Source organism: Leisingera sp. S132, from assembly GCF_025144465.1.
Lineage (GTDB): Bacteria > Pseudomonadota > Alphaproteobacteria > Rhodobacterales > Rhodobacteraceae > Leisingera.
In genome coordinates this window covers 3,426,529-3,450,051 of the sequence record NZ_CP083553.1, presented here as the reverse complement: position 1 = coordinate 3,450,051, position 23,523 = coordinate 3,426,529, and the positions used below count along the sequence as shown (strand labels likewise).

The 23,523-nt window shown below is 64.5% G+C and carries 19 protein-coding genes and 1 tRNA gene; 10 read left to right on the top strand and 10 right to left on the bottom strand.

Features of this window, described 5'->3' with window-relative positions; translation table 11 throughout:
• The first annotated feature begins 67 nt into the window (after positions 1 to 67).
• The 3 genes from K3725_RS17040 (at position 68) to K3725_RS17030 (ending at position 5,172) form a co-directional block, all read left to right on the top strand.
• Positions 68 to 1,588, top strand: coding sequence for a trimethylamine methyltransferase family protein (locus K3725_RS17040; protein ID WP_260016457.1), 1,521 nt, complete (start codon positions 68 to 70; stop codon positions 1,586 to 1,588).
• Positions 1,589 to 1,740: 152 nt separating this feature from the next.
• Positions 1,741 to 4,215 carry an FAD-dependent oxidoreductase gene (locus K3725_RS17035; RefSeq protein ID WP_260016456.1) on the top strand — a complete coding sequence of 825 codons (2,475 nt, stop codon included), beginning with the start codon at positions 1,741 to 1,743 and terminating at the stop codon, positions 4,213 to 4,215.
• Positions 4,216 to 4,236: 21 nt separating this feature from the next.
• Complete coding sequence (locus K3725_RS17030; protein ID WP_260016455.1) at positions 4,237 to 5,172, top strand: GlxA family transcriptional regulator; 936 nt, start codon at positions 4,237 to 4,239, stop codon at positions 5,170 to 5,172.
• Positions 5,173 to 5,296: 124 nt separating this feature from the next.
• Here K3725_RS17030 and K3725_RS17025 read toward each other — a convergent pair.
• The 3 genes from K3725_RS17025 to paaZ form a co-directional block, all read right to left on the bottom strand.
• Positions 5,297 to 5,373 (bottom strand) — tRNA-Met (locus K3725_RS17025).
• Between the two features lie 193 nt (positions 5,374 to 5,566).
• Complete coding sequence (locus tag K3725_RS17020) at positions 5,567 to 6,367, bottom strand: PaaX family transcriptional regulator C-terminal domain-containing protein (protein WP_260016454.1); 801 nt, start codon at positions 6,365 to 6,367, stop codon at positions 5,567 to 5,569.
• An 84-nt stretch (positions 6,368 to 6,451) separates the two neighbouring features.
• Positions 6,452 to 8,482, bottom strand: a complete 2,031-nt coding sequence (gene paaZ, locus K3725_RS17015; protein ID WP_260016453.1) for a phenylacetic acid degradation bifunctional protein PaaZ — start codon at positions 8,480 to 8,482, stop codon at positions 6,452 to 6,454.
• Between the two features lie 128 nt (positions 8,483 to 8,610).
• On the opposite strand from paaZ, the gene paaG reads away from it, so the two are divergent.
• The 5 genes from paaG to K3725_RS16990 all read left to right on the top strand — a co-directional run bounded on the left by paaG (position 8,611) and on the right by K3725_RS16990 (position 12,035).
• The gene (gene paaG / locus K3725_RS17010) at positions 8,611 to 9,396 is read left to right on the top strand and encodes a 2-(1,2-epoxy-1,2-dihydrophenyl)acetyl-CoA isomerase PaaG (protein ID WP_260016452.1); all 786 of its coding nucleotides are present in this window, start codon (positions 8,611 to 8,613) and stop codon (positions 9,394 to 9,396) included.
• 2 nt (positions 9,397 to 9,398) lie between these two features.
• Positions 9,399 to 9,824, top strand: coding sequence for a hydroxyphenylacetyl-CoA thioesterase PaaI (gene paaI, locus K3725_RS17005; protein ID WP_260016451.1), 426 nt, complete (start codon positions 9,399 to 9,401; stop codon positions 9,822 to 9,824).
• 15 nt (positions 9,825 to 9,839) lie between these two features.
• Positions 9,840 to 11,150 carry a phenylacetate--CoA ligase PaaK gene (gene paaK / locus K3725_RS17000; RefSeq protein WP_260016450.1) on the top strand — a complete coding sequence of 437 codons (1,311 nt, stop codon included), beginning with the start codon at positions 9,840 to 9,842 and terminating at the stop codon, positions 11,148 to 11,150.
• 16 nt (positions 11,151 to 11,166) lie between these two features.
• Entirely contained in the window at positions 11,167 to 11,763 is a 597-nt protein-coding gene (locus K3725_RS16995; protein WP_260016449.1) for a TetR/AcrR family transcriptional regulator, read from the top strand.
• Between the two features lie 62 nt (positions 11,764 to 11,825).
• Positions 11,826 to 12,035: a hypothetical protein gene (locus tag K3725_RS16990; protein WP_260016448.1), complete on the top strand. Its 210-nt coding sequence runs from the start codon at positions 11,826 to 11,828 to the stop codon at positions 12,033 to 12,035.
• A 53-nt stretch (positions 12,036 to 12,088) separates the two neighbouring features.
• Here K3725_RS16990 and K3725_RS16985 read toward each other — a convergent pair whose 3' ends face one another.
• Both K3725_RS16985 and trpS read right to left on the bottom strand, forming a co-directional pair.
• Positions 12,089 to 14,116 carry an OmpA family protein gene (locus K3725_RS16985; RefSeq protein ID WP_260016447.1) on the bottom strand — a complete coding sequence of 676 codons (2,028 nt, stop codon included), beginning with the start codon at positions 14,114 to 14,116 and terminating at the stop codon, positions 12,089 to 12,091.
• Between the two features lie 151 nt (positions 14,117 to 14,267).
• Positions 14,268 to 15,296, bottom strand: a complete 1,029-nt coding sequence (trpS, locus tag K3725_RS16980; protein WP_260016446.1) for a tryptophan--tRNA ligase — start codon at positions 15,294 to 15,296, stop codon at positions 14,268 to 14,270.
• A gap of 99 nt (positions 15,297 to 15,395) precedes the next feature.
• Between trpS and K3725_RS16975 the strand changes: the two genes are divergently transcribed.
• Positions 15,396 to 16,082: a rhomboid family intramembrane serine protease gene (locus tag K3725_RS16975; RefSeq protein ID WP_260016445.1), complete on the top strand. Its 687-nt coding sequence runs from the start codon at positions 15,396 to 15,398 to the stop codon at positions 16,080 to 16,082.
• 116 nt (positions 16,083 to 16,198) lie between these two features.
• On the opposite strand, the gene K3725_RS16970 is transcribed toward K3725_RS16975, so the two are convergent.
• The 5 genes from K3725_RS16970 to K3725_RS16950 form a co-directional block, all read right to left on the bottom strand.
• Positions 16,199 to 16,396, bottom strand: coding sequence for a DUF2892 domain-containing protein (locus K3725_RS16970; RefSeq protein ID WP_260016444.1), 198 nt, complete (start codon positions 16,394 to 16,396; stop codon positions 16,199 to 16,201).
• Positions 16,397 to 16,489: 93 nt separating this feature from the next.
• The gene (locus K3725_RS16965; protein ID WP_260016443.1) at positions 16,490 to 17,071 is read right to left on the bottom strand and encodes a Crp/Fnr family transcriptional regulator; all 582 of its coding nucleotides are present in this window, start codon (positions 17,069 to 17,071) and stop codon (positions 16,490 to 16,492) included.
• Positions 17,068 to 18,618, bottom strand: a complete 1,551-nt coding sequence (murJ, locus tag K3725_RS16960; RefSeq protein ID WP_260016442.1) for a murein biosynthesis integral membrane protein MurJ — start codon at positions 18,616 to 18,618, stop codon at positions 17,068 to 17,070. Before murJ ends, K3725_RS16965 begins: the two co-directional genes overlap by 4 nt.
• The gene (locus K3725_RS16955) at positions 18,615 to 21,452 is read right to left on the bottom strand and encodes a [protein-PII] uridylyltransferase (protein ID WP_260016441.1); all 2,838 of its coding nucleotides are present in this window, start codon (positions 21,450 to 21,452) and stop codon (positions 18,615 to 18,617) included. Before K3725_RS16955 ends, murJ begins: the two co-directional genes overlap by 4 nt.
• Positions 21,412 to 22,578, bottom strand: coding sequence for a penicillin-binding protein activator (locus K3725_RS16950; protein ID WP_260016440.1), 1,167 nt, complete (start codon positions 22,576 to 22,578; stop codon positions 21,412 to 21,414). The genes K3725_RS16955 and K3725_RS16950 overlap by 41 nt, the downstream gene beginning before the upstream one ends.
• Positions 22,579 to 22,665: 87 nt before the next feature.
• Here K3725_RS16950 and rsmI point away from each other — a divergent pair, with 87 nt between their 5' ends.
• The gene (gene rsmI, locus K3725_RS16945) at positions 22,666 to 23,523 is read left to right on the top strand and encodes a 16S rRNA (cytidine(1402)-2'-O)-methyltransferase (RefSeq protein WP_260016439.1); all 858 of its coding nucleotides are present in this window, start codon (positions 22,666 to 22,668) and stop codon (positions 23,521 to 23,523) included.

Sequence of the window (23,523 nt, the reverse complement as noted above, 5' to 3'; positions counted from 1 at the left end):
ATTTTCAACCGTCACAACGCCTGCGCCGGGTCATATTGTTCCGCAACGCCTGAAGATGGAGAGCCCTATGGCCCGACGCGCCCGCGCATCCCGCGACAGAAACACTGCCCCTGCCGGCGCTCCGGCTTCGCCCTGGATCCGGCGTTCGCTGCCGTTCTTTGACGCGCTGGACGAGGAGAAGCTGGTCAAGCTGGAAGCCCAGGTCGACTGGATCTTCGAAGAGGTCGGCATTGCCTTCCGCGACGACCCGGAGGCGCTGCGGATCTGGAAAGAGGCCGGAGCAAAGATCGACGGCGATACGATCCGCGCCGATGCGCAGTGGATCCGCGCCCTGTGCGCCACGGCACCGCGCGAGTTCACCCAGCTGGCCCGCAACCCGGTGCGGTCTGTCACCATTGGCGGTAACAATCAGGTCTTCGCGCCGATCTACGGCGCGCCGTTTGTGCGCGACCTGGAGGGCGGGCGGCGTTATGGCGACATGGCCGCGTTCGAGAAACTGGTGAAGCTCACCTACATGCATCCGAACCTGCATCACGGCGGGTTTGTGATCTGCGAGCCCTGCGACGTGCCGGTCTCCAAGCGCCACTTCGACATGCTGTTTGCCCATATGACGCTGAGCGACAAACCGCACTTGGGTGCCATCACCGAAATGTCCCGCGCGCAGGACAGTGTCGACATGGCCGAGATCGTCTTTGGCAGGGACGTCATGGACGAAAACTGCGTCATCATGGGCAATGTGAACACCAACTCGCCGCTGCTGGTGGACAAGGTGGTGACCGAGGCAATCAGAGTCTATTGCGGGCGCGGACAGGGGATTGTGGTTGTTCCCTTTATCCTCTCGGGTGCCATGGGGCCGGTGTCCACCGCTGCTTCTGTTGCGCAGGCGATGGCCGAGGCGATGATGTGCTGCGCCTTTGCCCAGATAGTCCGTCCCGGTGCGCCCTTTGTGCTGGGCAACTTCCTGTCATCGATGTCGCTGAAGTCCGGCGCGCCGACATTCGGGATGCCGGAGCCGGTGATTTCCAACTACGCCATCGGCCAGCTGGCCCGCCGCGCCGGGCTGCCCTTGCGCTGCGGCGGCTCATTGACCGCGTCCAAGATCGAGGATGCGCAGGCGGCCTATGAGAGTGCCGATTCAATGCATTCCACCATGCTGGCCGGCGCCAATTTTGTGCTGCATTCGGCGGGCTGGCTGGAAGGCGGGCTGTGCACCGGGTTCGAGAAGCTGATCATGGATGCGGACCGGCTGGGGTCCTACCAGAAGGTGCTGAGCCAGGGGCTGGATACCAGCGACGAGGCGATGGCGCGCGATGCTTATGGCGAGGTAGCGCCGGGTGGGCATTTCCTGGGGTCAGACCACACCATGCGCAACTATCAGACCGCGTTTTATGAGCCGAAGCTGAGCGACAGCGAGAATGTCGAGAGCTGGGAAGAGGGCGGGTCCAAGGACATGCGCCAGCGCGCCTATGAGCGCTGGAACCAGATGCTGAACGAGTATCAGGCGCCGCCGATGGATGCGGCGGTCAAGGAAGAACTGGCCGCCTATGTTGCCCGCCGCAAGGAGGAGATCCCGGATGCGTGGTACTGAGTTAAGAATCTCTTCACCCATTTCTCCAGCTTATGCAGGATCTGCCGGTTTGCCCCGGCACCCCCTGTGCACCCCCCGTACACCCCTTGTGCACCCCCAAGGTGCCGTTTGCCGCAATTCCCGCCTTTTGCCCCAGATCTGAGGACAAACCCATGTCAGACAATTTTGCCCAATCGACGCTCAACATCCACAAGGAGGAGAGCACCGGCGACAAGAAGCTGCCGAGCCACGCCAAGGCGGTGATCATCGGCGGCGGTGTGGTTGGCTGCTCGATCCTGTTCCACCTGGCCAAGTTCGGCTGGAAGGATGTTGTGCTGCTGGAACGGGATGAACTGACCTCCGGCTCTTCTTGGCACGCGGCGGGGCAGATCCACACCATTTCCTCGGACCCGAACATCTCGCGCCTGCAGAGCTATACCATCGACCTCTATAAGGAGATCGAGGAGACCTCTGGCCATTCGGTTGGCCTGCACATCACCGGCGGTTTTTACCTGGCGTCCAACAAGACCTGGTACGACTACCTCAAGCGGGAGCGGTCCAAGGCGCGCTACATGGGGTTGAACCAGGAATTCATCAGCCCCAAGGAAGTGGCCGAGCGCCATCCACTGATCGACCCCAAGCATTACCATGCGGCGCTGTGGGATGATCAGGACGGCGATCTGGACCCGTCGGGCGCGACCTATGCCTTCGCCAAATCGGCCAAGGTGCACGGGGCGCAGTATTTCACCCACACGCCGGTGACCGCGACCACCCAGCGCCCGGACGGCAGCTGGGATGTGACCACCCCGCGCGGCGTGATCAATGCCGAGCATATCGTGAACTGCGGCGGTCTGTGGGCGCGTGAAGTCGGCCATATGCAGGGCATCAACCTGCCGGTGCAGCCGATGGAGCACCATTACCTGATCACCGACAAGATCGACGCGGTGGCGAACCACCCGACCCGCCTGCCGGCCGGCATCGATTATGAGGCCAACATCTACTTCCGCCAGGAACGCCAGGGGATGCTGCTGGGCACCTATGAGCCGAAGGGGACGCCGTGGAAGGTGGGGGGCACACCCTGGGATTTCGGCCATGAGCTGCTGCAGCCCGATCTGGACCGGATTGCCGACCGTCTGGAGATGTCGTTTGAGCGTATCCCTGCGATCGGCGAGGCGGGCATCAAGGACATGATCAACGGGCCCTTCACATTCGGCCCCGATGGCAACCCGATGATCGGCCCGGTGCCGGGCATGAAGAACTACTGGTGTGCGGTGGGCGTGATGGCTGGCTTCTGCCAGGGCGGCGGTGTGGGCCTGACCATGGCGGAGTGGATGATCGACGGCGAGCCGTCCATCGACGTCTGGGCGATGGATGTGGCGCGGTTCGGCGAGTTTGCGACCCCCGACTGGGGCACCGTGAAATCAACCGAGAACTATGAGCGCCGGTTTGTGATGACCTTCCCGAATGAGACGCTGCCGAAGGGGCGGATGCAGAAGACCACTGCTCTGTATGACCGGCTGGTCGCCAAGGGGGCGCGGATGGGGCAGGGCTTTGGCCTGGAGAATGCGCTATGGTTTGCCGACGGGCCGGAGGATGCCCATGAGGAACCGACGTTTGAGCGCAACCGTTCGCACGACTACGTCGCGCGCGAGGTCAAGGCGGTGCGCGAGGCGGTGGGCGGCATTGAAGTTGCCAACTTTGCCAAGCATGAGTTCAAAGGGCCGGGCGCGCGGGCCTATCTGGACCACGTGCTGGCGGGCTATGTGCCGAAACCGGGCCGCCTGACGCTGACGCCGATGCTGACGCCGAAGGGCAAGCTTTATGGCGATCTGACCGTGGCCTGCCTGGGCGAGGAGCATTTCATGCTGTTCGGCTCCGGCGCCATGCAGGAGGCGCACCGCCGCTGGTTCGAGAAGGACCTGCCCGCGGATGTGTCGTACCAGAACGTTTCCGACGACTGGCACGGCATCGCGCTGTCGGGTCCGAAATCGCGGCAGCTGCTGCAGCGGATCACCCGCGAGGATGTCTCGGGCGAGGCGTTCAAGTTCCGCGACCTGCGCCAGACTTTCGTGGGCGGCGTGCCAGTGATCCTGAACCGGATCAGCTTCTCGGGCGAGCTGGGCTATGAGATCTACTGCAAGCCGCAGTATCTGCTGCGGCTGGCGGAGGCGATCGAGGAGGCGGGCGCCGATCTGGGCTACCGCTGGTATGGCGCGCGGGCGCTGATGTCGATGCGCCTGGAGAAGGGCTGGGGTGTGTGGACGCTGGACTTCCGCCCCGATTTCGACGCGGCGGAAAGCGGCATGGATGTCTTCATCAACTGGAAGAAGGATTTCGTGGGCAAGGAGGCCGCGCTGGCGGCCCGCGAGGCTGGTCCGAACCGCAAGCTGGTGACCATGACCATCGAGGTGGACGGCATAGATGTGTCGAACGACGAGGCGATCCTGAAGGACGGCGAGGCGGTCGGCTATATTTCCTCCGGCGGCTATGCGCATCACGCAAAGATCTCGATGGCGATGGGCTATGTCGCGGCAGAGCACGCCGCGGCGGGCACCCGGCTGCAGGTCGAGATTCTGGGCGAGATGTATGACGCCGAGGTGCTTGGCGCGCCCATCTATGACGCCAACGGCGCCAACATGTGCGCCTGATCAAGCAGGGGGGCGAAAACCATGACCCAATACATGCGGACGCTCCCCCAAGCGGCTGAGGCCGTGGCGGCCTGCCGCTGCATCTTCCTGCTGCTGCCGACCTTCTCCCCTTTGGATCTGTCCAGTGCGGTGGCGGCGCTGGAGGCGGTGAACACATTCGGCGGGACTGCGCGCTATGACTGGCGCGTGGTCAGCGAGGACGGGCTGCCGGAACTGGCCCGCGGCAGCATGGTGTTCATTTGCGGCGGCCAGGGCGTGGAGCCTGGCATCTCGCTGAAGGTGCTGGGGTGGCTCAGGAAAGCGCAGCGCATGGGGCTGGTGATGGCGGCGCTGGGCGGCGGGATCATGGCGCTGGCACGGGCGGGCCTCTTGTCCGGGCGTCAGGCCTCTGCCCATTGGGCGCAGCGCGCGACGCTGGCAGAGATGCACCCGGATGTGGAGGTGAAAAGCTCGCTGTTCACCGTGGACGGCACGCTGATCACCTGCGCCGGCGGCACCGCAACGGTCGACATGATGCTGAACCTGATTTCGGATCACCACGGCTCGGACGTGGCAACGGCGGCGGCGGATCTGATGGTCTGTTCCTCGGCCCGCAGGGGCAGCCAGGACCAGACGGTGTCCGAATACGGGCGTGCCGGCGTGCGGCACGAAAAACTGGCTGCGGCGCTGGGTCTGATGCGCAGCAACCTGGAGGAGCCGCTGACCCCAGGCGGCATCGCCGATCTGGTTGGCCTGTCGGTGCGTCAGCTGGAGCGGCTGTTTGCCAAGTATCTGCAGGCCACGCCCAAGGTCTATTACACCAGGCTGCGGCTGGACCATGCGCGCAGCCTGCTGTTGCAGACAAACATGCGGATAATCGATGTCGCGCTGGCGGCAGGCTTCAACAGCCAGACCCATTTCGCCAAGGTCTACCGGCGCTATTTCGGCAAGTCCCCGCATCAGGAGCGGCCGTTCTGAGGGTGGTCCGTCGGCGCTGCGGGCGTGCCCCTTGAAGCATCTGAAAAACCGCGGAGCGGCAAGCAAAACACATCCGCATCAGCGCAAAACTGTGCTGCCGGGCATTCTGGTATTTCGGGAAGGGTGGTAGCGGAGGAGGGACTTGAACCCCCGACACGCGGATTATGATTCCGCTGCTCTAACCAACTGAGCTACTCCGCCGCTCTGTGTGGAGGCGATTTACGGAATGCCGGCAGCCGGGTCAAGCAGAAAAGCGGAAGAATCCCCGATTCTTCCGAGATTTTTCGCAGCAGTGAAATTCTCATATGTATTTCAGCGGGTTGGGTTCGCCTGAAGGCTGGCAGAATCCTTTCCTGCAGCACTTGCAGTGTGGTCGGAGAGGTGGCGGCGGTGCTTATTCGGACAGGCTGTCGAGGGCCGCAAGATCCGGGCGCGGCAGCTGGTCCAGCAGAGTGAACACCAGGGCGCGGCAGGTTTCGCCGGTCCAGTCCGCCGGGTGGAAACCGGACGGCAGATCCGGATGGCGCAGGACCACACGGCGCCAGCGGTGCACGATCAGGGTCCGCAAGGTGCCGGTCTGCTCCGGCGTCAGGACGGCGGGAGGTGCAGAGATTTGCTGCAAGTCCCGCTGGAGGGCGGCACAGGCCTCGCACAGGTGGTCCGGGAACAGGCGGGATTTCAGCCAATCCGGCACTGCAATGGAATTGACTCCTGCTGCTAGAAGATCATCCAGGCTTTGCGGCACAGGACCGCGGCCGAGAGCGGTGGTGCGGTTCACCGCCACATAGCTGGGCAGCATCAGCACGTCATCCAGGGTCGCCTGGCCGGCGCCGTCCTCGGCGATCAGAAGATGCCATTCGCCTGGGACTGCCGCGCGGCGTTCATAGATCCGCGGCGTGACCGCGGCGGATTGCTTGCGGCCGTATTCAGTCAGGTAGTGGACCGAGGCGCGGCCTGCGCGCGCGCTTTCGATCCAGCCGTCTTTGCGCAGCCGGTGCAGGGCCACGCGGATGGCCTCAGGCTTGATCCCCATCGGGGTGATGATGCGGGTGAGCGCCCCGCCGCTGATCTGGGCGCCCTTGTCCTGCGCCAGATCGCCGAACAGCGATACAATCACCGACCAGACCCGCTGGTTCTGCGGGTCGTTCAGCTGTTGGACAGTGGCGTCAAACCAGGGGTTATGCTGTTCGTTCATGGGGATAAACATAGTGCGCCCGGACTGGATAGACCAGTCCGGACGCACGGCTGCATTGCCGCTGCCTACCACTTTTGCACAAGGTCAAAAGGCGTTCATCGTCAGCAGTTCATACTCTGCCGCGATCTCGTCGTCCTGGTTGGTCAGGGTGACATGCCAGCGCACCTCGCCGTATTCCTCATTGCGGGGGGTCTTCTTCTTGACCGTGAGGCGGACCTTGATGCTTTCGCCCGCCGAAATCGGCTTCATGAAGCGCAGATTATCAAGGCCGGTGTTGGCCAGAACCGGGCCCTCGTCCGGCTGCACGAACATGCCCGCAGCGAAGGACAACAGCAGGTAGCCATGCGCGACGCGGCCCGGGAAGAACGGGTTCCGCTTGGCGGCTGCGTCGTCCATGTGGGCATAGAAGGTGTCGCCGGTGAAATGGGCGAAGGTCTCGATATCCTCCAGCGTGACGGTGCGCGGGGCGGTGTGCAGGGTCTCGCCAATCGCCAGCTCGCCGAACTTGCGGGTGAAGGGGTGCGCCGGGCCTTCGATCTCGGTGCCGCCGGGGACCCATTTCTCGCCGATTGCCGACAGGATGTCGGGCGAGCCCTGGATGGCGGTGCGCTGCATGTAGTGTTTGACGCCGCGCACGCCGCCCATCTCCTCGCCGCCGCCGGCACGGCCCGGGCCGCCATGCACCATGTGGGGCAAGGGCGAGCCGTGGCCGGTGCTTTCCTTCATCGAGTCGCGGTTGTTGAAATAGAGGCGGCCGTGGTAGGCGCCGGCGCCGATGGCGACCTCGCGGGCGGTGGCGGGGTCATGGGTGATGACCGAGGCCACCAGCGAGCCCTGGCCGCGGTTGGCCAGATCAATCGCGTGGTCGAGGTCACGGTAGCCCATGATTGTGGAGACGGGGCCGAAGGCCTCTGTGTCGTGGACCCGCTGTGCCTTGTCCGGGTCGGCGCAGTGGAACAGCATCGGCGGCACAAAGGCGCCTTTTCCGGCGTCAGCGCCGTCAACGGAGAAGTTGTCCGGGTCGCCAAAGACGCGCTCTGCTTCCTGGCCGATGATCGCGGCCTTTTCCAGAACGTCGCGTTTCTGGCTGTTTGAGACCAGCGCGCCCATGCGGGTGGTTTCCAGGCGCGGGTCGCCGATTTGGGTTTTCGCCAGGCGGGCAGAGAGTGCCTCGATCACTGCATCCACCTGCGCCTGCGGCGCAATGATGCGGCGGATGGCGGTGCATTTCTGGCCCGCCTTGGTGGTCATCTCGCGGCTGACTTCCTTGACGAAGAGGTCAAACTCCGGCGTGCCGGGCTGTGCGTCGGGGCCGAGGATAGAGGCGTTGAGGCTGTCCTGTTCGGCCACAAAACGGACAGAGTTTTCCAGGATCACCGGGTTCGCGCGCAGCTTGAGCGCGGTGCTGGCGGAGCCGGTGAAGCTGACCACGTCCTGCATGGTCAGATGGTCCAGCATGCCTCCGAGGCCGCCGGAGACCAGCTGCAGCGCGCCTTCGGGCAGGATGCCTGACTCCAGCAACAGTTTCACTGCCAGCTCGGTCACATAGCAGCTGTTGGTGGCGGGTTTCACGATGGCCGGGACGCCTGCCAGCAGGGTGGGGGCGAGTTTTTCCAGCATCCCCCAGACCGGAAAGTTGAAGGCGTTGATATGCACCGCGACGCCGCGCAGCGGGGTGCAGATGTGCTGGCCCAGGAAGGTGCCGTTGCGGGAGAGCTGCTCGACCTCGCCGTCGAGGTAGACATGGGCGTCCGGCATTTCGCGGCGGCCCTTGGAGGCAAAGACGAACATGGTGCCGATGCCGCCATCAATGTCGATCATGTGGTCGGACTGGGTGGCGCCGGTGTTGAACGACAGATCGTAAAGCGCCTGCTTGTGCTGGTTCAGGTGGCCTGCCAGGGCCTTCAGCATCCGGGCGCGGTCGTGGAAGGTCAGCTTGCGCAGGGCGGGGCCGCCCACCGTGCGGGCGTAGTCGAGCATTGCCTGCACGTCGAGCGCGTCATTGCCGGCGCTGGCGATCACCTCGCCGGTGATGGCGCTGGCGATGTTGCGGGCGCCTGCGCCCGGTGCGACCCATTGACCCGCTGCAAAGCTGGAAATCTCTAGAAGGCTCATGATGGTGTCCTTTTCGTCAGGCCGGCAGGGGGCCGGCTGGCTGGAATCCGATGCTGAGATATATTGACCGTCCGGTCGGTTTATGCAAGAAATTTGTCAGATGCGCCGCTGACGAGGGTGAGGGAGCGATGAGCGATACGATTCTGGTTGAGGACCACGGCACCTGGGTGGAGATCACCCTGAACCGCCCGGACCGGCTGAACAGTTTCAATGAGGAGATGCACAACGCCTTGCGCGCCGCGCTGGAGGCCGCGCGCGACGGCGGCTCCCGCGCGGTGCTGCTGACCGGGGCGGGCCGCGGGTTTTGCGCGGGCCAGGATCTGGGCGACCGCGACCCGCGCAAGATGGACGGGCCACCGGACCTGAGCCAGACCGTGCGCAAATTCTATGCGCCGCTGGTGCGGCTGATCCGTGAATTGAACTTCCCGGTGATCTGCGCGGTGAATGGCGTGGCGGCCGGGGCAGGAGCCAATCTGGCGCTGGCCTGCGACATGGTGCTGGCAGCGGAGAGCGCCAAGTTCATCCAGTCGTTTTCCAAGGTCGGCCTGATCCCGGACACCGGCGGCAGCTGGCATCTGCCGCGGCTGCTGGGCGAGGCCCGCGCCAAGGGGCTGGCGCTGACCGCTGAGCCGCTGCCGGCGAAGAAGGCCGAGGACTGGGGTCTGATCTGGAAGGCGCTGCCGGATGAGGAACTGATGGCAGAGGCCCGCGCGATGGCCGAGAAATTCGCCAACGGGCCGACTCTGGGTCTGGGGCTGACCAAACAGTGCATCCAGGCCGCGGCGGTCAACACGCTGTCCGACCAGCTGGAGATCGAGGCGGACGCCATGAAAACCTGCGGCGAAAGCGCGGACTACGCCGAGGGCGTGGCCAGCTTCCTGGAAAAGCGCGCACCTGTGTTCAAGGGCAAGTGACGATGACTCCGAAGGAACGTGCCGAGAAATCTGCCGCCGCGATGTGGGCCGAGGACCAGGCGTCCAAATGGGCAGGGATGGAGATCACCCATGTGGACGAGGGCGAGGCGACCTTGGAGCTGACCATCGCCCGGCATCACTGCAACGGCCACGGCATCTGCCACGGCGGCGTGACCTTCATGCTGGCTGACAGCGCCTTTGCCTTTGCCTGCAACAGCCGCAACCAGTCGACGGTGGCGCAGCACAACGTGATCAGCTTCACCGCGCCGGGACGGCTGGGCGACACGCTGATCGCCAAGGCGCGCGAGATTTCCCTGACCGGGCGCAGCGGCATCTACGACGTGACAGTGACCAACCAGGACGGCCAGCAGATCGCCGAATTCCGGGGCTTTTCCCGGGCGGTCAAAGGCCAGTTGTTTGACGAATAAGGTGTGGAGGACGCCATGGAAGACCTGAGCCCCAAGAAGGGTGAACTGGACCCGATCGAGATCGCCTCGATCGACGAAATCCGCAGCCTGCAGCTGGAGCGGCTGAAATGGTCGCTGCGCCATGCCTATGACAACGTGGAGATGTACAAGCAGCGGTTTGACGAGGCAGGCGTGCATCCGGACGACCTGCAGGAACTGTCCGACCTGGCCAAGTTCCCTTTCACCTATAAGAACGACCTGCGGGACAACTACCCCTTTGGCCTGTTTGCGGTGCCGCGCAGTGAAATCATCCGCCTGCACGCGTCCTCCGGCACCACCGGCAAGCCGACGGTTGTGGGTTACACTGCCAATGACATTTCGAACTGGGCCGATCTGGTGGCGCGGTCCCTGCGGGCCTCGGGCCTGCGCAAGGGCGACATGGTGCATAACGCCTATGGTTATGGGCTGTTCACCGGCGGCCTGGGTGCGCACTACGGGATTGAGCGCCTGGGCGCTACTGTCGTTCCGATGTCGGGCGGCCAGACCGAAAAGCAGGTTGGCCTGATCACTGATTTCAAACCCGACGGCATCATGGTGACGCCGTCCTACATGCTCAACATCCTGGAGCAGTACCACAAGGTCGGCATGGACCCGCGCGAGTGCTCGCTGAAGGTGGGCGTGTTCGGCGCTGAACCCTGGACCGATGCGATGCGCAAGGAGGTCGAGGAGGCCTTTGACATGCATGCGGTCGATATCTACGGCCTGTCTGAGATCATGGGACCGGGCGTCGCCAATGAATGTGTTGAGACCAAGGATGGCCCGGTGATCTGGGAGGACCACTTCCTGCCGGAGATCATTGACCCGCAGACCGGCGAGGTGCTGCCGGATGGCGAGCTGGGTGAGCTGGTGTTCACCACGCTGACCAAGGAAGGCCTGCCGATGGTGCGCTATCGAACCCGCGACCTGACCCGCCTGCTGCCGGGCACCGCGCGCACGATGCGGCGCATGGAGAAGATCACCGGCCGCAGCGACGACATGATCATCCTGCGCGGTGTCAACGTCTTCCCCAGCCAGGTGGAGGAGCAGCTGCTGGCGACCGGCGGCCTCGCGCCCTACTACCAGATCGAGCTCTACAAATCCGGCCGCATGGACGCGATGCGGGTGTTCGTGGAGGCCAATCCGGATGCTACGGATGAGCTGAGCAAGACCGCGGCGGCGCGGATGCTGACCAAGCGGATCAAGGATATGGTTGGCGTTTCGACCGAGATCATTGTAGGCGACCCGGGGTCTGTCGAGCGCAGCCAGGGCAAGGCCAAGCGCGTTGTCGACAACCGCAGCAAGTCCTGACCCGGGAGAGTGAGCCTTGGCCCGAACGATCGCAAAAGACCACGATGAGAAACGCGCGCAGATCCTGAAATCGGCAGCCAAGGTGTTTGCCGACTCCGGCTACGACCGTGCGTCGATGACCCAGCTGGCGCGGGAGTGCGGGATCTCCAAGGCGAACATCTACCATTATTATGACAGCAAGGATGCCGTGCTTTACGGCCTCCTTGATACCTACCTTTGCGAGCTGCGCGACAGGGTCTGCGGAGTGGATCTGGCGGGCCTGAACGCAGAGGACCGCCTGCGCCGCATCGTGTCGGAGATCATGCTGGCCTATCAGGGGGCCGACCATGAGCATCAGGTGCAGCTGGGCGCAATGGGGGCGTTGCCGGAGGAGCAGCAGAAGCATCTGCGCGGCTACCAGCGCGAGATGGTTCAGTTCATGAGCGATGCGCTGAAGGACGTGGCGCCGGAGATTTTCAACGGTGACGCGGCCAAGCTGCGTGGCGCCACCATGTCTGTTTTTGGCATGCTGAACTGGTATTACATGTGGAATTCCGGTGCCGGATCAAAGGCGCGCGAGGATTATGCCGGATTGGTGGCTGATCTGACGCTGAGCGGGGTCAAGGGGCTCTGACTGCGGCGCGGTTTTGCGTTTCCGCGTTTCTGCGCTAGCCTGTCCGGATACCGGAGGGTGCCATGCAGAAACCTGAGAACTTCGAGAATTTCTATTACAAGAAGGTTGGACTGGGCGAGGCCTGCGGCTGCGCCGAGCGGGCCATCGACATGTATGAGTTCGACCGCACGGCAGGGAAGCCGAAGGCGGTCAACGGCAGGCGCCGGTTCAGCTGGAAAGGATTTGCGCTGAAATACGGGCTGATTTCGCGCAGGAAGACGCCCGCAGACTAGCAGCGAAACACCCGGCGGATGTGGCCCGCCGGGTGCTGTTTTGTTGAGGCCTGTCAGCCCGGAGTGTCCAGCAGCCGGGTGATGCGGCGTACGGCAACGCGGCGGTTGGCGCGTTCGGCTGCCAGGGTGCTGACGGCCAGGTCGCTTTCGCCGTAGCCCTGCACCACCATGTTTTCCGGTGCCACGCCGAAATACTCCGTCAGCGCCAGCGCCACGGTTTCCGCGCGGCGGTCCGACAGGGCCAGATTGTAGGTTGCGGCGCCCACGGCGTCAGTGTGGCCCTCGATCAGGAACACCTCACCCGGATTGCGGTCAATCAGCTCGCGCAGCGCGTTGCCCAGGGTTGCCAGTTCCTCCGCCTCCTGCGGGCGGATCACTGAGGAGCCGGTGTCAAAGTTCACCGAATCCACGTTTATTACCTGCGTCAGGCGGCGCACCGCGTCGATGTTTCGGATCTGCGCCAGCGAGAAGCGGCGGTCAACGGTCTTGGCGTCCTGTGCGGCCAGTGCTGCGGCCAGATCCTCAGCCGAGACCGCACCGGTGCTGGAGAAGGCGCGGCGGTTGTCCTGCGCCTGCGGCAGCTCATTGACCACCACGCGCTCGGCCTTCCGGGTGTCGTCGAACAGCACAACACTGCGGCCGTCCGGCAGCAGCTTGGTGCGGCGCAGCACCCGGCCTTCGGCGGAGCGGATGGTTTCCACCTCGACCCCGTTCTCGCGCACCACCACGGTGCGGGTTGAGCCGTCCTGGAACCGGTAGGTGGTCACGTTGGAGCCCGGCTGGCGCAGCAGTGCATCATCATCTTTCAGGACGCGGTACTGGCCGTCCTGCTCGACGATGGCGCGGTCGCCGGAGTTCGAGACCACCTTGCCGCCATTGTTCAGTAGCGTGCCGATCGCCAGCGCGCCAAGGCCGAGCAGGGCGTTGCGCTCGCGAGTGGAGAGGCCGCTGTCATCCTCAGTGGCGGCATTGGTCTGCGGGGCAGGTGCCTGGGCTTGTGCCTGGGCGGTTTCATTTACCCCGGTCTCGAACTCCTCGTCAGAGCTGCGCGCGGTTTCCTCGGTGACCACTTCTTCGGTCACTTCCGCCTCGCCTTCGGCAACAGCGCCGTCCGCGGCCGCCGCGGCGGCTGCAGGCTCACCGGTTTCTTCGGCCAAAGCATCAGCCTGGGCCTGGCTGTCCTGTTCCACCAGCTCGGGATTGTCCGTTCCTTCAGCCGTCCCACCTTGAGACAGTGCAAGGTCCGCTGCGATTTCCTCGGCGCTGGCGCCGGCGGATGCCTCGCCGCTGCCATCAGCCTGAGGGTGGGTTTGCACCTCAGCCTCTGCCTGGGCCTGTTCCTCGGCTGCAGCCTGAGCCGCCGCTTCTGCTTCCGCTTGAGCCTGTTCTGTTGCAGCTTGTTCTGCAGCTGTGGCCTGTTCTTCTGCCGCAGCCTGCGCAGCTGCTTCCGCCTGAGCCTGTTTAGCTGCGGCTTGAGCTTCGGCCTCGGCTTGCGTTTGTTGCTCAGCTGCAGCCTGCGCTTCAGCTTCTTCTTGCGCCAAGGCCTCTGCCAGTGCCTGCGCTTCAGCTTCAGCCTGAGCTTCGGCCTCTACTTGCGCTTCGGCCTCTGCAGGCTGTTCCTGCGCGTCCTGCTGTCCTGTGGCTTCCGCCGCAGCTTCAGCCTGGGACTGATCTTCGCTGACGGTTTCGGTCTGGGCTTCTGCTGCGGCCTCTGCCTGCGCTTCGACGGCCTGATCCGCGGTTGCCGTTACCTCTGCCTCCGCAGCGCCGATGCCTGCCAGGACACTGGCGGACTGGAGGTCTGCGGGCAGGGCGGGGTCAAATGCGCCTTCGCCATAGGCCTGGCAGAATCTGGCGATCTTGCCGGTCTTTTCCTCGACGTCCTGGCCGGCCTCCAGTTTCTTCTGCCGCCGTTCCGCACGCTTGCGGCAGCGGTCGACCAGTTCGCCGATTTCTGCGGTGGACATCTGGCTGAGGTCAATCTGCTTGCCGCTCTGGTTCTGCGACAGGGCGGGCAGCGGGGCCGCCAGCGAGATCATCACTGCCAGCGCCGTGGATGATTTGAAAATTCCCGGTTTCATTTCGGTTCCTTTCTTGTTCCGGCACATGGCCGCACAAGGATAACGGATAAACACCGGGTTAGTTGCGCATCGCAGAGCAAAAAGAAAAGCCGCCCCGGGCCGGGGCGGCTTGGATCAGGCTGTTTTCCGCTGGCGGATGCCGTGGCGGGCGTCAGACCGCCGGCGGCGGCACCATGCCGATGATGTCATAGGTCTGGCGCAGAATCGGTGCGGTGATTGCGCGGGCGCGTTCGGCGCCGCGGGCCAGGATCTTGTCGATCTCGTCCTGATGCTGCATCAGCCGCGCCATCTCGGTGGAGATCGGCGCCAGCTTGGAAACTGCCAGATCCGCCAGCATCGGTTTGAATTCGGAGAACTGGCGGCCGCCCACATCAGCCAGCACCTGTTCGACGGTCTGCTCGTTCAGGGCGGCGTAGATGTTCACGAGGTTGCGCGCTTCCGGGCGCTCCTCCAGGCCCTTCACTTCGGAGGGCAGCGCCTCGGGGTCGGTCTTGGCCTTGCGGATTTTCTTGGCGATGGCGTCGGCGTCATCGGTCAGGTTGATGCGGCTGGCGTCTGAGGGATCAGACTTCGACATTTTCTTGGAGCCGTCGCGCAGGGACATCACCCGGGTGGCTGCGCCTTCGATCACCGGCTCGGTCTCCGGGAAGAAGTTGACGCCGTAGTCGTGGTTGAACTTGATCGCGATGTCGCGGGTCAGCTCCAGGTGCTGCTTCTGGTCCTCGCCCACCGGCACATGGGTGGCGTGATAGACCAGAATGTCGGCCGCCATCAGCGCCGGATAGGCAAACAGGCCCAGCGAGGCATTCTGCTGGTTCTTGCCCGCCTTGTCTTTCCACTGGGTCATCCGCTGCATCCAGCCCATGCGGGCGACGCAGTTGAACACCCAGGCCAGCTGTGCGTGCTCAGGCACCTGGGACTGGTTGATCAGGATCGAATCCTCAGGGTCGATACCGGCGGCGATGAAGCCGGCGCAGAGCTCGCGGGTGGATTTCGTGAGGTCCGCGGGGTCCTGCCAGACGGTGATCGCATGCAGGTCAACCATGCAGTAGATTGTCTCAACGTCCTTGGCCTGCCAGTCGACGAAGCGCTTCAGCGCACCAAGGTAATTCCCCAAGTGCAGGTTGCCCGAAGGTTGGATCCCCGAAAACACGCGCGGGGTGAAGCTGGTTTCGCTCATCGCGGAAACTCCCGTCTGGAATTATGCACCATCGTCGCTTACCCATGGGGCCAGGATAGGTCAACAGGCGCGGGGCATTCCGTGCCGCAAGGAGTCCGGATGAGCAGTCAGCCCCATAACGCCCCCGTCAACCCGCTGCCCGCCGCCGTGGTGGCACTGGTGCTGATCATCATCGGCATCGAGGCGGTGTTCTCGCTGGGCGCCCGCGGCATCGTCGGCGGGCCCGAGGCGATCGGATGGCGGCTGGAGGCGATCCAGTCCTATGCGTTTTCCGGCGACATCTTCTGGTGGATGCAGGAAAGCGGCCGCTGGCTGCCGGAGCATCTGAAGCGGTTTGCGACCTACACCTTCGTGCATGGTGCCTTTACCCACGCGCTGTTTGTCTGCGTCTTTGTGCTGGCGATGGGCAAGATGGTGGGCGAAGTGATGGGTGATCTGGCGATGGTGATCATCTTTCTGCTGTCCGGTGCCGGCGGCGCGCTGGGGTATGCGCTGCTGGTCAGCTCACCGGCGCCGCTGGTGGGCGGTTTCCCGGCCGTATACGGGCTGATCGGGGCATTCACCTTCCTGCTGTGGCGCTCGCTGGCTCTGGTTGGGGCGCAGCAGAGCCGGGCGTTCACGCTGATCGCCTTCCTGATGGGGGTGCAGCTGCTGTTCGGGCTGCTGTTTGGCGGCCAGAAGGACTGGGTGGCGGATCTGGCAGGTTTCGCCACCGGCTTTGGCCTGTCGTTCTTCCTGGCGCCGGGCGGCTGGGCGCGGATCAGGAACCGCATCCGCCACGATTGAAGCCGGGCTCTCCCGCCCGCCGCCGAAGCCCCGGGCGGGGCATCTGCGGCCGTTGGGCCGGGCCGCGCTGACGCGCGGCGGCCAAGGGTCCCCTGACCCGGGATTTGCCGTGAGGGTCAGCCCTGTTTCTTCAGCGGGCAGGTGCTGAGGCCAAGGATCTGGTAAAGCGGGCAGTAGCCCATCAGGCCGGTCAGCAGCGGAACCAGGCCAATGAGGCCCCACAGGGTTTGCGGGCCAATGAAGACCAGCGACAGCAGGATCAGGCCGAGGATGATGCGCAGGGCGCGGTCGAGGGTGCCTTCGTTGCGGGGCATGGATCTGTCCTTTCGAACTCACTAGCAGAATTGCGAGTCCTTTTTAGGCCAGGCGTGGCGCGCCGTCGGTGACAGTGTCACCAAAGCTCAAGCTCAATCGCCGGCAATCTGCTCCAGCCTGCGGCGGTCAAGGATGCGCAGCTGGCCGCGGCCGGTTTCCACCAGCCCCATCCGGGCGAATTCCCGCAGGCGGCGGGTTACGAAAGCGCGGCCTGAAGCTGTCTCGGCCGCCAGCGCGTCATGGGTAACACGGATCTCATCGCTGTCCTGCGCCAGCCGCAGCAATACCCGGGCCAAACGGGCGTCAAAGCCGATCAAGGCGACGTCCTCGACCAATTGCTCGTAGTCGGCAAAGCGGCGGGCCACGGCGGTCAGGACCTCACTGCGGAACGCCTCGTCTTCCGACATTGACTGCTGGAAGGCAGCATGCGGGAGGATCTCGCCCTCCAGCGCGGTCTCTGCCACGCCTTCCGCGGCGTAGCTGCGGCCGTCGGTGAGGCAGGCAAAGGTCTGCAGGCAGACGTCGCCCGGGCCGACGCGGTACAGCACGACTTCGCGGCCGTTGGCGGCGGTCAGGGTGACCTTAATGCGGCCGGCGGTGAGCCGGACAAAGCCGGGGCACTCCTGCCCGGGGCGGAACAGCACGGTGCCAGCAGGGCAGGACAGGCGGCTCATGCCCGGTTCCGGCGGCTCAGGGCGGTGCGGAACTCCGACAGGCGGAAAGCGCCGAAGGCCTGGCCCGAGGCGAAGTAGACCGCGCCGCCCAGCAGCACCAGCCCCAGCAGGGACAGGTACCGCCAGTAGTCCAGCGTGAACAGCCAGCCCGCGGTGTGCGCCACCGCGTAGAGCACCGCGCCCATCACGGCAGAGGCTGCGAGGATGCGCCAGGCGCGGCGGCGGAAGCGGGTGTCGAACCGGGCTTCCTCGCCCATGCCGCGGGCACCGAGCGCCAGCAGCGCCACCATCGCCCAGCCAGCTGCTGAGGCGGCGATGGCGGGAGCAATCCAGCCCAGCACCGGTTTCAGCCCGAAGGCCAGTCCAGCGTTCACCACCATGGCAACCAGCGCATAGCGGAACGGGGTCCTTGTGTCCTCGCGCGCGAAATACAGCGGCTGCAGCACCTTTTGCAGCATGAAGGCAGGCAGGCCTGCGCCGTAGATGGCGACGGCAACGGCAATTGCGGCGACGTCTTCGGGGCCGGTGGCGCCGCGCTCGTAAAGCACGGAGACCAGTGGCACGGGCACAGTGATGAAGGCCACGGCGGAAGGGACGGCCAGCAGCAGCGAGAACTCCCCGGCGCGCGACAGGGCGTCCTGCGAGCCTGCGCCGTCGCCGACCCGCAGGCGGCGCGACAGGGCGGGCAGCAGAACGATACCGACGGCAATGCCAACAACCCCCAAGGGCAGCTGGTACAGGCGGTCGGCGATGAACAGCCAGCTGGCAGCCCTTTCGATATCGGAGGCCACATACTGGCCGACCACCAGGTTGATCTGTGTGACGCCCATGGCAAGCGCCGCTGGCACCGCCACCCGCACCAGATCGCGCATTTCTGTATTCCAGCGCGGCAGGCCGGGCCGCAGCGGGATGCCTGCCCGTTCCGCCGCTGCCCAGACCAGGGCCAGCTGTGCAACACCGGCCACCGGGATGGTCCAGACCAGCCAGACGACAACGTCGCCGCCCAGAACAGCCCCGGCTGTCATTGCAGCGCAGGCAAAGATGTTGAGAAGTACTGGAGCCGCGGCGGCGGCTGCAAAACGCCCGGTGGCATTCAGCACGCCGGAAAACAGCGCCGCCAGCGACATGAACAGGATGTAGGGAAACACGATGTAGCCGTATCCCACAGCCAGATCGAACCTCGCGTCCCCGACAAAGCCGCCGGCGGTCAGCCAGACCAGCCCGGGCATGAACACCATGCCAAGGCCAACCAGCGCCAGCACGGCTGCAGCCAGCAAGTTGAAAGCCTGCTGGGCATAACTCCTGGCGTCCTCACCGGCCTCAAAACGCTTGGAAAAGGCCGGGACAAAGGCTGCGTTGAACGCGCCTTCGGCAAAGAAACGGCGGAACATGTTGGGCAGGCGGAAGGCCACGATGAAGGCGTCCAGAACTGGTCCCGGACCGATAAAGGCGGCAATCAGAATCTCGCGGGCAAAGCCCAGCACACGGCTGGCCAGCGTCCAGAAGCCGACGGTCAGGAAGCCCGACAGCAATTTGATCGGTTTCATGTATCCGCCCGTTTTGCGCCTTCGGCAATTGCCTCGCGCAGTTTTTTTTCCAGCGTCCGCTGCTTGGATTCCGCGTAGTATTTCAAGCCGAACATGTCCTTGACATAGAAGGCATCCACCACCTGCTCGCCATAGGTCGCGATCACCGCATTGGCAATGTAGACGTTGGCAGAAGCCAGGGTCCTGGCCAGATCGTACAGCAGGCCGGGCCGGTCGCGGGTGTCGACCTCGATGATGGTGTAGATTTCCGATCCCTCGTTGTCGAAGGTGATATGGGTCGGCACCTTGAAGGCTTTTTCGCGTTTCTTGATCTTGTCGCGGGATTTCAGCGCGTCGCGGGTGATCACCTCGCCCTTCAGGGTCTTTTCGATCATTTGCTTCAGCCGGTGCAGGCGGATCGGATCGAAGGGGTGGCCTTCGCTGTCCTGGATCCAGAAGGCATCGGTCACGTAGCCGTCCTTGGTTGTGTAGGAGCGCGCATCAACCACATTTGCCCCGACAAGGGCCAGGGCGCCGGCGATACGGGCAAAGATGCCCGGGTGGTCCTCCATCACGAAACAGGCGCGGGTGGCGTCGCGGTCCTCATCCGGATAGAGCCGGATCATGACCTCCCCTGCATCGCCCTTGGCGGTGAAGTCGCGCAGCATTTCGGCGAAATCCACATGTGCCGTCACATGCAGACCGTGCCAGTAGGGCGGATAGTGGCGGGCGGTCTCGGTTTTGAGGTCGGCCTTGGACCAGTCCGGCAATGCCTCGCGCAGGGCTTTCTTGGCGGAGACGCCGCGGTGCTCGCGGTTCAAGGCCTCCATGCCGCCCTCAAGCGCTGCGCGGGTCTGGCCGTAGAGCGCACGCAGCAGCGCGGCTTTCCAGTTGTTCCAGGTGTCCGGGCCGACGCCGCGGATATCGCAGACGGTCAGCAAGAGGAGCAGGTCGAGCCGTTTCACGGTCTGCACCGCCTTGGCGAAATCGCGCACCGTGCGCGGGTCGGCGATGTCGCGCTTCTGTGCCATGTCAGACATCAGGAGGTGATAGCGCACCAGCCATTCCACGGTTTCGCACTCCGAGGGCTTCAGGCCCAGCCGCGGCGCCACCTTGCGGGCGATCTGCGCACCCAGGATCGAATGGTCCTGCTCGCGGCCCTTGCCGATGTCGTGCAGCAGCATCGCCACCATCATCACCTTGCGGTTGAGGCCCTTGCGCAGAATTTCCGATGAAAGCGGCAGCTCGTCTTCCAGTTCGCCGCGTTCAATGGCGGCAAAGTTGGCGATCACCTGAATGGTGTGCTCATCCACCGTGTAGGAGTGATACATGTTGAACTGCATCATCGCCACGATGGGTTCGAATTCCGGCAGGAAGGCCGACAGCACGCCCAGTTCGTTCATCCGCCGGAGCGCACGCTCGGAGTTGCCGTGTTTCAGCAGCAGGTCGAGGAAAAGCTTCCGCGCCTCCTTGTCGTTGCGCATGTCCTCGTCGATCAGATGCAGGTTGGCCGTCACAAGCCGCATCGCGTCCGGGTGAATCAGCATGCCGGTGCGCAGGGCTTCCTCGAACAGCCGCAGCAGATTGAGCCGGTCCTCCAGGAAGGCCTTGGGGTCGATCACATCCAGCCGGTTGTGCACCACTTTGTAGCCGGGCTTGATCCGCGGCCGGCGGCGGAAGATCCGTTCCAGAAGCGGCGCAGTCTTCTGCTGGCTGGCCTCCAGCTTGGTCAGGAAGATGCGGGTCAGGTCGCCGACGCGGGTGGCGTGGCGGAAATACTCCTGCATGAACACTTCAACGCCACGGCGTCCGGCCTTGTCCTCATAGCCCATGCGGCTGGCGACCTCGACCTGAAGGTCAAAGGTCAGCTGCTCGGTGGCACGCCCGGTTGCCAGGTGCAGATGCGCCCGGACCGCCCACAGGAAATTGGCGGCCCTGGCAAACAGATCCATCTCCTCGGCGCGGAACAGGCCCAGCGGCACCAGGTCTTCGGCGTCCTGCACCTGGTAGAGGTACTTGGCGATCCAGAACAGCGACTGCAGGTCGCGCAGGCCGCCCTTGCCCTCCTTCACGTTCGGCTCGACCATATAGCGCTGGCCTTGTTTCAGGTGGCGGGCATCGCGCTCGGCCAGCTTTGCCTCGACGAATTCCTGTGCATCCTGGGAGAACAGCTCCTTCTTCAGGCGCTTGTCCAGCTCTTGGGCCAAGGGGGCGTGGCCGGCCAGAAACCGGTGTTCCAGCATTGCGGTCCGGATGGTGTAATCCTCGCCGCCCAGCCGGATGCAATCCTTGATGGTGCGGCTGGCATGGCCGACCTTCAGCCGCAGGTCCCACAGGATGTAGAGCATGGATTCGATCACGCTCTCGGCCCAGGCCGTGATTTTGTACGGGGTCAGGAACAGCAGATCGACGTCTGAGGCCGGTGCCATTTCACCGCGCCCGTAACCGCCAACGGCCATGACAGCGATCCTTTCTCCCCGGGTCGGGGTTGCCAGCGGGTGCAGCAGCTCGCTGGCCACGTACAGGGCGGTGGTCACCAGCCCGTCGGTCAGAAAGGTGTAGGACCGGGTCAGCTCCCGCGCGGCAAAGGGTTTGCCCGTGAAGGCTTCGGCAATGGCTGCCCGGCCGGACTTGTTCGCGGCTTTGAGGATCTTCACGGTTTCCGCGCGCAGGGCCGCAGGTGCAGTGTCTTCTGCCAGTGCTTTGATCTGCGTGCGGATGCCACCCGCGTCAAAAATCTCCGCCGGGCCGCAGATCAGCGGGCCCAGCGGTTCAGGATGGCCATTAACTGAGGGGGACGCCGGGGCGGCGGGCTCAGAAGCCTGCGCCGCCGAAGCTGCTTGGGGCTGGGTCAATGATCACGACCTTCTGTTCCTGAATGGTGGCAACGGCCAGCCCGCGCTCATTGGTGCCGTCGGGCCGCAGACGGAAAATGCCGCCAGCCCCCTGGAAACCCGCGCCCTGGGTCAGGGCGCCTGCGGTCAGCGCGTCGGACTTGCCGGCCGCAACCAGCGCGCCGATGGCGGCAATGCCGTCATAGGCGAGGCTGCCGATGGAATGCGGCGCCGCGCCGTAGCTGGCCTGGTAGCGGGCGCTGAACTGCTGGACCTTGCCTTGGTCAGGCAGTGCAAACCAGCCGCCTTGAACGCCGGGCAGGGCCAGAGTCTGGGGCGGGATGTCCCAGCGGGTCAGGCCGATGTACTGTTTATTTGCCGGGTCAACGCCTGCTTCGGGCAGCAGCTGCGCCAGCAGCGGCAGCGCGCCGGCGGTGGTCGAGGTCAGGAAAACCGCATCCGCGCCGCTTGCCTGGGACCGGATGCTGGGAATGGCGTTGATCACACCCTGCTGCGACAGCTCGTAACCGACGCTGCCGGCGATGTTCACGCCGCTCTGGCCGGCGGCGCGCTGGATCGCGCTGCGCCCGGCGCTGCCTGCGGCGTCATTGCCGCCGACAACCAGAATGTTGCGTTTGCCGTTGCGGGCGGCAAAGCTGGTCAGCCGGCGGGCGGTATTGTCAAAGGTTGGTCCAAGGATAAAGACATTGCCGCCTGCAATCGCCGGGTTGTTCGAAAACGCCAGCACGTTCACGCCGCGCTGGCGTGCCGCGATTCCGGCCGCATTGGCAGCCTCGGCGTAGACCGGGCCGAGGATCACGCGGGCCCCGTCTTTCAGCGCTTGCTGCGCGGCGCCAGAGGCCACTTCGGGACTGCCTGCGGTGTCATAGACCCGCAGGTCGATCTGCACGCCGTCCAGATCGGCGATGGCCATGCGGGCGGCGTTTTCCAGGCTCTTTGCCAGCACGCTGTCACCCTGCTGGGCAGAGCCGCGCGGCACCAGCAGCGCCACCGGAACCGGCTTGGAGGTGTTGATGGTCGGGCCGGTGCCAACGGCAATCGGGTCACAGGCGGTAAGGGCAATGGCGGAAATGGTTGCGGCGGCAGTCAGAGCTGCCTTGCGGGCGCGTTTGAAAACAGCAAACATAATGGCTTGAAACTCCGTTCTCCCGGCGCTGCGGCGCCGTGTGGGTTTAAGGGCGGATCATAAACGACCAAAAAGGCGGGTCCAGCGTTGAATCACCAGAATGTCATATTGTCCCCCGGGCTTTACTTTGTTGCCACGCCGATCGGCACCGCCCGCGACATTACTCTGCGGGCGCTGGATGTGCTGGCCTCGGCCGATGTTCTTGCGGCCGAGGATACACGCTCACTGCGCAAGCTGATGGAGATTCACGGGGTGCCGCTGGGCGGACGGCGGATCATCGCCTACCATGACCACAGCGGAACCGGTGCGCGGGCCAAACTGCTGGAGGCGATAGGCGAGGGCAAATCGGTTGCCTATGCGTCTGAGGCCGGGATGCCGCTGATTGCCGACCCGGGCTATCACCTGAGCCGTGAAGCGGCAGAGGCGGGACATGCAGTGACCTGTGCGCCCGGGGCCTCTGCTGCGGCCACGGCGCTGACGCTGGCGGGGCTGCCGACGGACGCGTTTTTCTTTGCGGGTTTCCTGCCCAATGCCTCTGGCGCCCGGCGCAAGCGGCTGGAAGAGCTGCGGGAAATTCCCGGCACGCTGATTTTCTATGAATCCCCGAAGCGGGTGGCGGCTTCGGTCTCCGATATGGCGGCGGTGCTCGGCGACCGTCCTGCCGCGCTGTGCCGCGAGCTGACCAAGAAGTTCGAAGAGGTGCGCCGCGCACCGCTTTCGGACCTCGCTGCCGGCCTGGAGGAGAACCCGGTCAAGGGAGAGATCGTGCTGCTGGTCGACCGCGCCCATGAGGCGGAGATCAGCGAGGGCGACCTGGAAAGCGACCTGCAGGCCGCATTGCAGGGCAATTCGGTCAAGGATGCCGCCGGGATTGTCGCCGAAATGCACGGGCTGCCCCGGCGCAAGGTTTATCAGCTGGCGCTGCAACTGGCGAAGGGTGCGTGA

What these genes read in the sequence shown, in the direction of transcription:
- K3725_RS17040 (WP_260016457.1), top strand. Translation starts at nt 68, where the DNA reads ATGGCCCGACGCGCCCGCGCATCCCGCGACAGAAACACTGCCCCTGCC.
- K3725_RS16970 (WP_260016444.1), bottom strand. Translation starts at nt 16,396, where the DNA reads ATGCCCCGCAACGAAGGCACCCTCGACCGCGCCCTGCGCATCATCCTC.
- K3725_RS17030 (WP_260016455.1), top strand. Translation starts at nt 4,237, where the DNA reads ATGACCCAATACATGCGGACGCTCCCCCAAGCGGCTGAGGCCGTGGCG.
- paaK (WP_260016450.1), top strand. Translation starts at nt 9,840, where the DNA reads ATGGAAGACCTGAGCCCCAAGAAGGGTGAACTGGACCCGATCGAGATC.
- K3725_RS17035 (WP_260016456.1), top strand. Translation starts at nt 1,741, where the DNA reads ATGTCAGACAATTTTGCCCAATCGACGCTCAACATCCACAAGGAGGAG.
- trpS (WP_260016446.1), bottom strand. Translation starts at nt 15,296, where the DNA reads ATGAGCGAAACCAGCTTCACCCCGCGCGTGTTTTCGGGGATCCAACCT.
- paaZ (WP_260016453.1), bottom strand. Translation starts at nt 8,482, where the DNA reads ATGAGCCTTCTAGAGATTTCCAGCTTTGCAGCGGGTCAATGGGTCGCA.
- K3725_RS16975 (WP_260016445.1), top strand. Translation starts at nt 15,396, where the DNA reads ATGAGCAGTCAGCCCCATAACGCCCCCGTCAACCCGCTGCCCGCCGCC.
- K3725_RS16950 (WP_260016440.1), bottom strand. Translation starts at nt 22,578, where the DNA reads ATGTTTGCTGTTTTCAAACGCGCCCGCAAGGCAGCTCTGACTGCCGCC.
- K3725_RS17020 (WP_260016454.1), bottom strand. Translation starts at nt 6,367, where the DNA reads ATGAACGAACAGCATAACCCCTGGTTTGACGCCACTGTCCAACAGCTG.
- K3725_RS16985 (WP_260016447.1), bottom strand. Translation starts at nt 14,116, where the DNA reads ATGAAACCGGGAATTTTCAAATCATCCACGGCGCTGGCAGTGATGATC.
- murJ (WP_260016442.1), bottom strand. Translation starts at nt 18,618, where the DNA reads ATGAAACCGATCAAATTGCTGTCGGGCTTCCTGACCGTCGGCTTCTGG.
- paaI (WP_260016451.1), top strand. Translation starts at nt 9,399, where the DNA reads ATGACTCCGAAGGAACGTGCCGAGAAATCTGCCGCCGCGATGTGGGCC.
- K3725_RS16965 (WP_260016443.1), bottom strand. Translation starts at nt 17,071, where the DNA reads ATGAGCCGCCTGTCCTGCCCTGCTGGCACCGTGCTGTTCCGCCCCGGG.
- K3725_RS16990 (WP_260016448.1), top strand. Translation starts at nt 11,826, where the DNA reads ATGCAGAAACCTGAGAACTTCGAGAATTTCTATTACAAGAAGGTTGGA.
- paaG (WP_260016452.1), top strand. Translation starts at nt 8,611, where the DNA reads ATGAGCGATACGATTCTGGTTGAGGACCACGGCACCTGGGTGGAGATC.